Source organism: Planococcus sp. APC 3906 (assembly GCF_030407685.1).
Classification (GTDB): domain Bacteria; phylum Bacillota; class Bacilli; order Bacillales_A; family Planococcaceae; genus Planococcus; species Planococcus koreensis.
Genome location: NZ_JASDCW010000032.1, coordinates 1 through 12,020, shown reverse-complemented (window position 1 = coordinate 12,020; position 12,020 = coordinate 1). Strand labels below are relative to the sequence as shown.

Below are 12,020 nucleotides of genomic sequence, written 5' to 3'. Positions count from 1 at the left end.
GCCCGCGGCAAGCGCAGCTGTTTTGCGGAATATCGAAAATTATAAAAAAAGTTTAATTTATCTAGCCAAGATTGTAGCCGGTTTTCTCCATAGGAAAAACCGGCATGCTTGCACATGCCGGCCCATTGTTATTAATCGATTGTGAAATAACGAACGAGGACGGATCCTGTTTTCGTTTCGCCGTATACCAAAAGCGGTGCAGCTACAGCTTCTCCGCTTTCTTTGCTGAAACGGATCGTTTTTTGCATAAATTGCCCTTGTTCGTGCGTGTATTCAACATCCGGCAGCAAAAGATCCATTTTGCCGAGGTTTGATGAAACTTCGCCGCTCAATGGCAAGTGGGAAGGAATGTAGATTTCTACATTGCCTGCCAAGGTCTTCGCTTCCACTTTGCGTGCGTCTTTGCAGCGGGAAGTGACCACAATATTGCCGTTCAGCGATTTTGCTTCAGCTTTTTGGATATCACCGTCGACGTAAATGCGGCCGTTCAGCGTTTCTGTTTCCAGATCCTTGCCTGTCACTTCTTGCACTTGGATTGCACCATTTGCCGTTTCCAATTCAGCGGAATCAAATGCGACATTTTTCATGTCGATTTTTCCATTTGCCGTTTTGACCTTCAAGATGGCCGTATCGATGCGCTTGATGGCGAAACCGCCGTTGAACAAGCGTGCCGTGATGTGTTCGTAGGATTTTTCAGGAACATACAATACCACGTTCACTTGAGTTGTTTTCATATCGCTGATGATGCGCAGTTTCTGGCCATCACCGATAAAGACGAATTTATCGAGGAAATCCTCTTTCGCCTGCGTTTCCGATTCTGCACGGTACGCTTTCACGCTGCATTCCGCGCGGATGGAATCGTCCTGTGAAGGGAAAATTTCCAATTGGCCGTTTGCAATGTCAGCAATGATGTTCGTGATGTCCATGTTTTCCAAACGGAATGTATGGTGGAATTGCAGCGCTTCGCCAAATGGTGAATCGAATTCCATCGTTTTCAATTTGCCGACTGAGCTTTGCATGAATTCCATCATGCGGTCGCTCAATTGGTTCAAGTCCTTTGAAACGTTTTTCGAAAAATCTTTCGTGAAGTCACGAGAGAAATCTTTCGAGACTTTTTTGATCATGTCTTCCGGTCTGAAGAAGCCGCGTCTGCCGCGTTTTTCCCGGTAATCTTCACGGCCATAAGAGTCATTGCGTGAAGACTGGCTTCCGCCGCCGTCAATCGCTTTTAATAGTTCAACTGCTTCCCTCGCCGAAATTGTACCATTTTCCACCATGTCCAAAATGCGTTCTTTTTCGCTTTGCATGTGTTGCGGCCTCCTCATAATCGGTTTCGTGAAAAGCGTGAGCTAGACCCAAACCGAAATTAGTATTCTTTTAATTGATACGTCCAGCACTGTAAAAAGTTTCACTTCGCTGCTTTTTTCTTGCGCGTGGCTTTTGACACCAGGGTTTCCATCCGTGCGCGATCGCGTTCAAGGATCGGCTTCAAATACTTGCCGGTATAGGAATTTTTCACTTCGGCGATTTGTTCCGGCGTTCCTGCTGCCAGAATGGTTCCGCCTTTGTCTCCGCCTTCAGGACCCAAGTCGATGATATGGTCGGCCGTCTTGATGACATCCAAATTATGCTCGATGGTCAATACCGTATCGCCGTTATCAACAAGGCGCTGAAGAACTTTCAGCAAGCGTGAAATGTCGTCCGCGTGAAGGCCAGTCGTCGGTTCATCCAGGATATAGAATGACTTGCCGTTCGAGCGTTTGTGCAGCTCAGAAGCCAGCTTCACTCGCTGCGCTTCACCGCCGGACAAAGTCGTTGCCGGTTGGCCCAGCGTAATATAGCCCAAGCCTACATCGACGATGGTCTTCAGTTTGCGGTTGATTTTCGGAACGTTCTCAAAGAATGCGTACGCGTCTTCCACGGTCATTGCCAGAACATCTGCAATGTTCGTATCTTTGTATTTCACTTCCAGCGTTTCCCGGTTGTACCGTTTGCCATGGCAGACTTCACATGGCACGTAGACATCCGGCAGGAAATGCATTTCTATTTTAATAATACCATCTCCACGGCATGCTTCACAGCGTCCGCCCTTGACATTGAAGCTGAAACGGCCTTTTTTATAGCCGCGCACTTTCGCTTCGTTCGTCATGGCGAAAACATCGCGGATATCATCGAAAACCCCGGTGTACGTCGCCGGGTTCGATCTAGGCGTCCGTCCGATTGGCGACTGGTCGATATCGATGACTTTTTCGAGCTCTTCGATGCCTTCAACCGATACGTGATGCCCCGGCTTCGCTTTTGCCCGGTTCAATTTATGGGCCAATGATTTATACAGGATTTCGTTGATCAATGTACTTTTACCCGAACCTGAAACCCCCGTCACCGCAGTAAACAGCCCAAGCGGAATATCGATATCGACATTCTTCAAATTGTTCTGGCTCGCTCCGCGGATCGAAATCTTGCGCCCATCAGGTGTGCGGCGCTCGGCTGGCAGCGGAATGAACTTCTTGCCGCTCAAGTACTGGCCAGTCAATGACTTTCGGTTCTTCATGACTTTTTGCGGCGTTCCGGCTGCAATGATTTCGCCGCCGTGGACGCCTGCGCCCGGTCCGACGTCGATCAGGTAATCCGCCGCAAGCATCGTATCTTCATCGTGTTCGACAACAATGAGCGTATTTCCGATATCGCGCATATTTTTCAATGTGCTGATGAGCCGGTCATTATCGCGCTGGTGCAAGCCGATTGATGGCTCATCCAAAATATAAAGTACGCCGGTGAGTCGTGAGCCGATTTGCGTCGCCAGGCGGATCCGCTGGGCTTCACCGCCGGACAATGTGCCGGATGCGCGGTTCAGCGTCAAATAATCCAAGCCGACATTGATTAAAAAGCCGACCCGTTCGCGGATTTCCCGCAAAATAAGTTTGGCGATTGCCATATCTTTTTCGGATAGTTCCAGATTTTTGAAGAACTCGTCCGCTTCAATGATGGAGAATTCCGACACGGTTCCGATGTGCAAGCCGTTCACTTTTACAGATAGCGACTCGGGTTTCAAGCGGTACCCTTCGCAAGTCGGGCACGGCTGTTGGCCCATGAATTTCTCCATTTGTTCCCGGATATAATCCGATGATGTTTCACGGTAGCGGCGGTCAACGTTCGACAGCACACCTTCAAAATTGATGTGGTTATCACGGATCTGCCCGTAATCATTCTCGTAGCGGAAACGGATTTTATCTGAGCCAGAACCCCGCATTAAAATATTGATGTGTTCTTCCGGCAAATCGCTTACTGCGATATCCATGTCGATTTTATAATGTTTGCAAACCGCCTGCAGGAGCTGCGGATAATATTGGGAGCTTGTCGGCTGCCAAGGAACAATGGCCCCTTGCTTCAAAGACAAATTCCAATCGGGTATCACGAGTTCAGGATCCACTTCCAGTTTATGGCCGAGGCCGTCGCATTCCGGACATGCGCCAAACGGCGAGTTGAACGAAAACATGCGCGGCTCCAGTTCGCCGATTGAAAATCCGCAGATTGGGCAAGCGTGGTGTTCGCTGAACAGCAATTCTTCTTTTTCCATGACATCGACCAATACGCGTCCTTCTGCCAGCCGCAATGCGGATTCCAGCGAGTCGCTGAGGCGCGGCGCAATATTGTCTTTCATGACGATCCGGTCAATGACCACTTCAATATTATGTTTTTTGTTCTTATCCAAATTGATGTCATCATCCAGGTCAATCAATTCACCGTTGATGCGCACTCTGACATAACCCTGTTTCTTGATGTCTTCCAAAAGCTTCGCGTGTGTTCCTTTACGCCCGGAGACGATTGGAGCAAGAATCTGCATTTTCGTGCGTTCCGGATAATCCACGATCCGGTCAACCATCTGCTCGATGGTCTGTGACGAAATCTCGATGCCGTGGTTCGGGCAAATCGGTTTCCCGACCCGCGCGAACATCAAGCGCATATAATCGTAGATTTCTGTCACAGTCGCAACTGTGGAACGCGGATTTTTGCTTGTGGTTTTCTGGTCGATCGAAATAGCCGGGGACAGCCCTTCAATTAAATCCACATCAGGCTTATCCATTTGCCCTAAAAATTGGCGTGCATAAGAAGACAGCGATTCAACATATCTGCGCTGCCCTTCCGCATAAATCGTGTCGAACGCCAATGAAGATTTTCCGGAACCCGATAAACCCGTCATGACAACGAGCTGGTCACGCGGGATGACTACATCTATATTTTTTAAATTATGGGCACGTGCGCCTTGTATGCGTATCTCTTGGTTTTTCAAGTCTGATCATCCTTCCGCTTTCAATTCGAGCACTGTATCGCGCAATTCAGCTGCGCGTTCAAAATCAAGCGCTTTGGCCGCTTCTTTCATTTCTTTTTCGAGCAGGGAAATGAGTTTTACGCGGTCTTCTTTTTTGAGCTTTTTGCCCGATACTGCTTTTGATACATATTCTTCGCCTTCTTCCGCAGCCTCTGTAGCGCGGATGACGTCGCGGATTTTCTTTTGTATCGTAATCGGCGTGATGCCGTGTTCTTCATTATAAGCCGCCTGGATCGTGCGCCGGCGCGTCGTTTCATCGATCGCTTTAGTCATCGAATCGGTCATTCTGTCGGCGTACATGATAACGTGCCCATTCGAGTTCCGCGCCGCGCGGCCCATTGTTTGGATCAATGAACGCTCAGAACGCAGGAACCCTTCTTTGTCCGCATCCAGAATCGTCACTAGCGACACCTCTGGAATATCCAGCCCTTCACGCAGCAAGTTGATGCCGACAAGGACATCGTAGACACCCATCCGCAGTTCCCGGATGATTTCGATGCGTTCGAGTGTTTTGATTTCGGAATGCAGATAATTGACTTTGATGCCCGCTTCTTTCAGATAAGCGGTGAGGTCTTCCGACATTTTCTTCGTCAGCGTCGTCACCAGGACCCGCTCGTTGCGCTCGGTGCGCTGGCGGATTTCGTCCATTAAATCATCGATTTGCCCTTCGATTGGCCGCACTTCGATGGTCGGATCCAAGAGCCCTGTCGGCCGGATGATCTGCTCGACCATTTCCGGCGTGTGTTCAAGCTCATATGGCCCCGGCGTTGCCGAAACGAATACTGCTTGATGGATATGCTCTTCAAATTCCGTGAAGGTCAACGGGCGATTATCCATTGCCGAGGGCAGGCGGAAACCATGGTCGACAAGCACTTTCTTGCGCGCTTGGTCACCATTGAACATGCCGCGCACCTGCGGCAGCGTCACGTGGCTTTCATCGACAACCAACAGGAAATCTTCCGGGAAATAATCGATGAGCGTATAAGGCTGCGCGCCAGCTGGCCGCAGCGTCAAATGCCTTGAATAGTTTTCGATGCCTGAGCAGAAGCCCATTTCGCGCATCATTTCCAAATCGTAGCGCGTACGCTGCTCCAGGCGCTGCGCTTCCAGCAGCTTGTCTTCTGCGCGCATCTCTTTCAGGCGCTCTTCCAGCTCTTCTTCGATATTGGCGATTGCCTTGACCATCTTATCTTCACGCGTAACAAAGTGGGATGCTGGGAAAATCGCGACGTGTTCGCGTTCACCGATGATTTCGCCCGTCAATGCGTCCACTTCACGGATGCGGTCGATTTCATCGCCGAAAAATTCCACGCGCAGGCAGCGTTCATCGCGCGATGCCGGGAAAATTTCCACCACATCGCCCCGTACGCGGAACGTTCCGCGGATAAAGTTGATGTCATTGCGCTCGTATTGCACATCGACCAGTTTTCGCAACAGCTGGTTGCGCTCGATTTCCATCCCTTTGCGCAGCGAAACCACGAGCTCCCGGTATTCTTTCGGGGAACCGAGGCCATAGATGCAAGAGACCGAGGCAATGACAATGACGTCATCGCGTTCGAACAACGAACTCGTCGCCGAGTGGCGCAGCTTATCGATTTCATCATTGATGCTGGCATCTTTTTCGATGAACGTATCCGATTGCGGCACATAGGCTTCCGGCTGGTAATAATCGTAGTAGCTGACAAAATACTCAACCGCGTTATCCGGGAAAAATTCCTTGAATTCGCTGTAGAGCTGCCCCGCCAAAGTTTTGTTATGCGCCATCACGAGCGTCGGCTTTTTCACTTGCTGGATGACGTTCGACATTGTATACGTCTTCCCTGTCCCTGTCGCCCCGAGCAGCGTCTGGCATTTCTTGCCGTTGATGATTCCTTGCGTCAGTTCGGCAATTGCAGCCGGCTGATCGCCTGCAGGCTCATAGGGTGCCTGAAGATTGAATTCCTGTTTCATGGTTGATGCCCTCCGTTCGTTCATTGTCTCTATTTTATCATATGCCCTAAAAATCCCCTAACAAAAAGCGAACATATGTTTTTTCGCTATTTCTTTTGAATCTTCAATGGTGCTTAGAGAATCTATTTCCCTTTATAGAGACCCTTCATTGCCTTAAAACGCAAAAAAATGCATCGGACTGGGTCCGATGCATTTTTGAATCTTATTCTATTAAAAAGCTGCTTGCTCATTCTTCTTCGTGTTTTAATGTCTTCAATTGTTCGCTATACGTGTTGAATGCTTCACGGTCGTTATTGTCCAGGGCTTCATCGATGAGGTTCATCAGCTGTTCTTCTTGCTGAGAGCGGTGAACATGCTTTAGGAATAGATCCAGGTAGATATCGTTCAAAAGTTTTTCCGCTTCAGTCGCTTTCTTTGTTTGAGCCATCGCTTTCATGAAATCAGCGTAAGAATAATAGTTTTCCATTCTTCATCACCCCGAATGCTTTTCATTAGTATACAATATAATTTTGCAAAGAACAATCGTTTTTTGAAAATTCTAATGAAATAGAATATATTTTATTTTCCTCCGCAAAGCCTTTGCTAATTTGCATTTTTTCCTTATAATGTTATATGTATAGTAAATTTGAGGGGTGTATAATACATGAGCAAAAAGAATCATCAGCTCTTATCATATACGGTGTGCAGCAATACCTATGCACTTTTGCCGTATATTGACGGCCATAGAAACTGGACGCGGGTCATTGAAGACCGCAGCGAATTCATCGTAGAGGAATCCGTCTATAAAATCATCAGTTCTTCGTGCAGATTTTACAGGGGATCCCTCGAAAGCGCCACCCTCTATTCCCAGAAAGCGATCCGGGTCAAACATAAGCCACCTGTCATCATCGGGGAATACTATGGCAGCCCGCTCATTTTCTTTCCTACCCATTCACCGAAGAACCGCGATTCTGTTTGGTTCAATTTTGATGCGGTCGAGTTGATCGACAGTGAAGACACGATTAAAGGAAGTCTTGTACACTTGAGCAACGGCATCAGCGTACCGCTTGATGTGTCGCCCATCGCCCTTAGAAACCAGCATTCGTTTGCCGGTTCGCTGCGCCGCTTTTTCAGGAATTCCCAGCAAATCCATAAACAGCAGATGGTCTATTTGACGAAGCGGCGATATCCGCCCCGCGCTCAGCATCCGATGGATTGACCGGCGAAACTTCAGTTATTGTTCATTTGCGGCTGGCGGCCCTGGTTAAATCTCCCGGTGGGCCATCGCCAAATAGATTCGCAGCAGCTCCTCCACTTGATTGCGTAGGCGCAAATTCAAATAGCGCCTGTGATCTTCGTAGCCCCCATGGTAAAAGACATATTCAGTAAAGGTGTCATCGCCTGTCCCCTTCAGCATTTTCATATGCTGCTTGCGCATATGGATGTTCGTTTCCTTCAGCTCCTTCTGAACTTTCCGAATCGCTCCATCCACCAATTCAACGTATGGCCTCTTCAATTTAAAAGGACCCTGTTCGAATAATGCACGGTCGCGCTCCAAAATGATCAGCACCATCGGCAAATACATCGCTTTTTCAAAATAGACGATTTCCTCTTGTGAGATTAACGGCATTCTTAGCACCTCCTCAAAAAGGGAACGTTTGTTCTTATTTTTAATTTTAGCGTCATTTCAGGAAATTGCAATAGCCTGTGTTAAATAATCCTTTCTACGATATTCACCTATATAAGTTGAACTAATGAATATTCATAATCGATATTCCGCAAAACAGCTACGCTTGCCGCGGGCGAGCGCCAAGCCTCCTCAGTCGCTTTGCTCCTTGCGGGGTCTCGGCTATCTCGCTTTCCCGCAGGCAAGACTTACCCGAAGCTTGCGAGGGCAAGTCTTTGCGACGAAGCGCATAGCGCTGCAGGAGCAGTAAGGTTTTCTCAGCTGTTTTGCTCCATATCGAGAGATATCTTAGCGGAGGCGCGTCAAGGGGCTAGGCGAAGCAATGAGACGAGTGTTCATGTCGTCTCATTGCGAGAGCCAAGGAGTGCCAAATACTTTTGGCAACTTCTTTGCGACGAGTTTGCGCAGGAGCAATCGTCTTTGCACTGCCCAAAGCGTCCGAAGCGATTTTCAATATGATACTTCTTTAGTTCAACTTATACATACGGTCTTGCCATGAAAAAAAGAGCTGTCCGGAATTCTGTTTTGCAGAATTCCGGACAGCTCTTTTCATTTAATTGAACGGTAAATCCATAATGAACCGACGAAAAATCCGGAAGACACCCACATGAACGGCTCATGCCAGAACCACACCGACACCGAAATGCCGGTGAACGACAGGATGGTGAAGATGCCGGCAAACATGCGGCTTTGCAAATCGCGCTCATGCTGGCGATTGCGTCCGTCGCGATTTTCGATGTAATGGCGCATGCGCTCCGGCTCTTCCAAATAACTGATGACTTTCTGCGGCAGCACCCGGAATGGACCCGATGCGTTGAGCACCCAGCGCAGCACATCGCTTTTGCCGAAGACAGGCTTGCCTTCTTTTTGGGTCGACGCCCATTCCAGAACACGAGGCCGCGCCAATGCCAAGAGGTCAATGCCGGGATCCAAGACGTTGAGAACGCCAACAAAGATTGAAGCCGCGCGCCCGAAGAATGCAAACTCAGCTGGCAGCTGTACAGGCTGTGTCCGGACGATGTTTTGCATGTCCTTGAACAGCCGCTCCACGACAAAGCTGTCCATCTGCATCAGCTCGTCTGATTCATAAGCAGCGACCAATCGGGAAATCGTATCGGCCAAAAGCTCGCGGTTCGCTTGCGGCAATAGGAACCGCAGCTCTTCAAGCGCATCAAGGACCAATTCGTAGTTTTTGAAGATGATGCCTTCTGCAATCCGCAAAACGGCTTGGGAATCAGCGGCCGTGATTGTGCTAGTCATGCCGAAATCGATCAGCACAATCGTGCCGTCGGGCTTCAGCAAAATGTTTCCGCCATGCGGATCGGCGTGGAATTGGCCGCCGTACAAAATCTGTTCGAGAAACAGGATGAACAGCCGCTCCGCGATTTCATGGCGGTCAAGCCCGTGTTTTTCAATAAACGCCAAGTCGGTGATGCGTGCCCCTTCGATCCATTCCATGACAAGAACGCGGCGCGTCGACAAATCATCAAAATAGACGGGGAAACGGATGCCGTCCATTTCCGAAAAACGGTCCGCAAACGCGCGGCCGCTTTGCAGTTCCTGAAGGAAGTTCAATTCCGCACCGATCGTTTCGGTCATTTCCCCGAAAAGCTGCGTGAAATTGATTTGCTTGGAAAGCGGCGTAAAGGTCTTCATAAACCAAATGACGATGCGCATCGCCTGGAAGTCTGCCCGCAGCAATTTCTCGGTTCCGGGCCGCTGGATTTTCACGGCCACGACTGTGCCGTCTTTCAACGTTCCTTTATAGACTTCTCCAATAGATGCGGAAGCGACAGCCCCTTCGGACAGTTCCGCCAAATAGCTGGAATAAGGCGAATTCCATTCTGTCTCCAAGACAGAAATGATTTTCTCACGTTCCACTGACGGCACACGATCCGTCAATCCCTCCAGTTCTTCGAGGAAAGACTTTGGCATGATGTCGGCCCGAGTTGACAGGAATTGCCCCATCTTGATCATTAGCCCGCCAAGTTTCAGCGCCAAAGTTTTGTATTGTTTCGCTTGTTTCGTTACCAGGGTGTTCCATTTCTCCTCCACGAGAGGATTCCAGGCGCCTCGGTGGCGCCGTTGGAACAACGTAGCTTGTGTATAAAATTTAACGGCCATGAAGACAATGCGATATATGCGAATGAATGAAAACTGATTCATTAATGCGCGTCCCCCTCTCTGCGCTTAATTATAGAGCGGGATAGCGCAATAGTCCAAAAAATGGTATGTTTTTAGCAGAAGGAAACACTTTAAGGGGGAGAAAAATGGACACAATTCATTACGAACAACAAGGGAACCTGGCGTTCATCACGCTGAACCGCCCTGATTCCATGAACGCTTTCAATTACGATATGCTCGCGGAGCTTGGCCAAGTGGTCGAAGCCATTCGCATCAATCCGGACATCCGCCTTGTGGTATTTACAGGCGCAGGAGAAAAAGCATTCAGTGTAGGCGCTGATCTAAAAGAACGGAAGACGCTGACCGAACAGCATGTAAAACGCAACATCTACAAAATCGGTGAAGTCTTTTCGGCAATCGAGAATTTGCCCCAGCCAACGATCGCCATGATCAACGGCTTCGCGTTCGGCGGCGGCATGGAACTTGCGCTGGCGTGTGATTTCCGCATTGTTGCGGACGATACTTTGCTCGGTCTGACAGAAACGAGCCTGGCCATCATCCCCGGAGCCGGCGGCACACAACGCCTGCCTCGTTTGATCGGCGAAGCGAAAGCATTGGAATTGATTTTGACGGCACGGCGCCTGAAAGCCGATGAAGCGCTCGCTTACGGCATTGCAACGAAAGTGGCGCCGCGCAGTGAGTTGATCCAGGTGACTGGCGAGTTCGCTGACATGATGCTGGCGAATGGGCCAATTGCCCTTCAGCAAGCGAAGTTCGCCATCAAAAACGGCATGAACGCCGACTTGCAGACCGGTCTCCACATCGAACGCAAAGCGTACGAAATGACGATCCCGACCGAAGACCGTGTCGAAGCGCTGCTGGCATTCGGCGAAAAACGCAAACCTGTTTTCAAAGGTAAATAATAGATCGATTGGACGCTGCTGCCGCCTTTCCAGACTGCTACACGCCATTAGCCATAGCACAGGAGGGAAAGCCATGAAACCATTGATTGTCTATTACTCCCATTCCGGAAACAATGCAAAGCTGGCTGCTGAATTGCGCGACAGGATCGGATGCCCGATGTACGAAATCACCGAACGGAAAAAACGCAAAAGCTTTTCCATTTTCATCGATTTTCTGGTAAAACGCGATTCGCGGCTCGCCCCTGTCGATTTCGATGTCAAAGACTACGGGCCGGTCATTTTACTTGCCCCAGTATGGGCAGGAAAAATCGCCGCGCCGATGCGTACTTTCATTAAAAAGGAAAAAGCGAACCTGACGGATTATTCCTTCATCACAATTTGCAGCGGAGCAACGGGGCAGCGGGAAAAACTGGCTGCCGAGCTGGCAGCGCTGACGCCGCAGAAACCGGCCGCTGTAGCCGAGCTGTGGATCAACAACTTGCTGCCGGAAGAACAGCGCAATAAAATCAAGTATGCAACAGGCTTCAAAGCCGAACGGCAGCACATACAAGAATTCGATGAAGAAATAAAATTTTTCATCGAGATGGCGCTGCACACTAAAAAACAAAATGCCCCACTCTGAGGCGTTTCCAGACTGCAGACAAATTCGAGAAAATCGAATTTGCCTGCAGTCTTTTTTTATGCCGATCCCTCCTTTTGCTGGTGCCGGTTAAATTCCAAGCAATGCATGTTGATTTATCTCTAGTACATGTTGATTCTTTCCCACTTCATGTCAACTCAGATTTAATGCCGGTTAAACGAGGTTCTTCAAACCTCGTTTCCTGCGGGTCTCATCACTCCGTTCTTTCGCAGGAAAGATCGTGTCCGAAAGAAGTTCGGACAGGGTCTTTGCGACGAAGCTAGCGCAGCGATGCAACGAACTTTAATGTCTCGAAGCTAGCGCAGCGATGCAGAGACAGGAGCACATATTTGCCCTTCACCGCATTGCGCTCCGAACCCTTGAGAGAATTGCTTACGAAAAGCGGAG

The 12,020-nt window shown here is 49.3% G+C and carries 9 protein-coding genes; 3 read left to right on the top strand and 6 right to left on the bottom strand.

The window, feature by feature from the left end; translation table 11 throughout:
• Positions 1-131 precede the first annotated feature (131 nt).
• The 4 genes from QMA09_RS14820 to QMA09_RS14805 form a co-directional block, all read right to left on the bottom strand.
• On the bottom strand, positions 132-1,307 hold the full coding sequence (locus QMA09_RS14820; RefSeq protein WP_135501039.1) for a DUF4097 family beta strand repeat-containing protein: 1,176 nt from the start codon (positions 1,305-1,307) through the stop codon (positions 132-134).
• Between the two features lie 101 nt (positions 1,308-1,408).
• On the bottom strand, positions 1,409-4,291 hold the full coding sequence (gene uvrA / locus QMA09_RS14815; RefSeq protein WP_290213651.1) for an excinuclease ABC subunit UvrA: 2,883 nt from the start codon (positions 4,289-4,291) through the stop codon (positions 1,409-1,411).
• A gap of 6 nt (positions 4,292-4,297) precedes the next feature.
• On the bottom strand, positions 4,298-6,280 hold the full coding sequence (gene uvrB, locus QMA09_RS14810) for an excinuclease ABC subunit UvrB (protein ID WP_135501035.1): 1,983 nt from the start codon (positions 6,278-6,280) through the stop codon (positions 4,298-4,300).
• A 226-nt stretch (positions 6,281-6,506) separates the two neighbouring features.
• Entirely contained in the window at positions 6,507-6,746 is a 240-nt protein-coding gene (locus tag QMA09_RS14805) for an IDEAL domain-containing protein (protein WP_135501033.1), read from the bottom strand.
• Positions 6,747-6,923: 177 nt separating this feature from the next.
• Here QMA09_RS14805 and QMA09_RS14800 point away from each other — a divergent pair, with 177 nt between their 5' ends.
• Positions 6,924-7,478 (top strand): competence protein ComK, encoded by a 555-nt coding sequence (locus QMA09_RS14800; RefSeq protein ID WP_135501031.1) that lies wholly within the window; start codon positions 6,924-6,926, stop codon positions 7,476-7,478.
• A 45-nt stretch (positions 7,479-7,523) separates the two neighbouring features.
• Here QMA09_RS14800 and QMA09_RS14795 read toward each other — a convergent pair whose 3' ends face one another.
• Both QMA09_RS14795 and QMA09_RS14790 read right to left on the bottom strand, forming a co-directional pair.
• Positions 7,524-7,889: a YhjD family protein gene (locus QMA09_RS14795; protein WP_290213650.1), complete on the bottom strand. Its 366-nt coding sequence runs from the start codon at positions 7,887-7,889 to the stop codon at positions 7,524-7,526.
• Positions 7,890-8,495: 606 nt separating this feature from the next.
• Positions 8,496-10,112 carry an ABC1 kinase family protein gene (locus QMA09_RS14790; protein ID WP_290213649.1) on the bottom strand — a complete coding sequence of 539 codons (1,617 nt, stop codon included), beginning with the start codon at positions 10,110-10,112 and terminating at the stop codon, positions 8,496-8,498.
• Between the two features lie 104 nt (positions 10,113-10,216).
• Here QMA09_RS14790 and QMA09_RS14785 point away from each other — a divergent pair, with 104 nt between their 5' ends.
• Positions 10,217-10,993 (top strand): enoyl-CoA hydratase-related protein, encoded by a 777-nt coding sequence (locus QMA09_RS14785; protein ID WP_135501025.1) that lies wholly within the window; start codon positions 10,217-10,219, stop codon positions 10,991-10,993.
• Between the two features lie 73 nt (positions 10,994-11,066).
• Positions 11,067-11,615, top strand: a complete 549-nt coding sequence (locus tag QMA09_RS14780; RefSeq protein ID WP_135501023.1) for a flavodoxin family protein — start codon at positions 11,067-11,069, stop codon at positions 11,613-11,615.
• Positions 11,616-12,020: the final 405 nt, after the last annotated feature.

Coding starts and splice junctions, on each gene's coding strand:
- QMA09_RS14795 (WP_290213650.1), bottom strand. CDS start 7,889: ATGCCGTTAATCTCACAAGAGGAAATCGTCTATTTTGAAAAAGCGATG.
- QMA09_RS14785 (WP_135501025.1), top strand. CDS start 10,217: ATGGACACAATTCATTACGAACAACAAGGGAACCTGGCGTTCATCACG.
- QMA09_RS14800 (WP_135501031.1), top strand. CDS start 6,924: ATGAGCAAAAAGAATCATCAGCTCTTATCATATACGGTGTGCAGCAAT.
- QMA09_RS14805 (WP_135501033.1), bottom strand. CDS start 6,746: ATGGAAAACTATTATTCTTACGCTGATTTCATGAAAGCGATGGCTCAA.
- QMA09_RS14780 (WP_135501023.1), top strand. CDS start 11,067: ATGAAACCATTGATTGTCTATTACTCCCATTCCGGAAACAATGCAAAG.
- uvrB (WP_135501035.1), bottom strand. CDS start 6,280: ATGAAACAGGAATTCAATCTTCAGGCACCCTATGAGCCTGCAGGCGAT.
- QMA09_RS14790 (WP_290213649.1), bottom strand. CDS start 10,112: ATGAATCAGTTTTCATTCATTCGCATATATCGCATTGTCTTCATGGCC.
- QMA09_RS14820 (WP_135501039.1), bottom strand. CDS start 1,307: ATGCAAAGCGAAAAAGAACGCATTTTGGACATGGTGGAAAATGGTACA.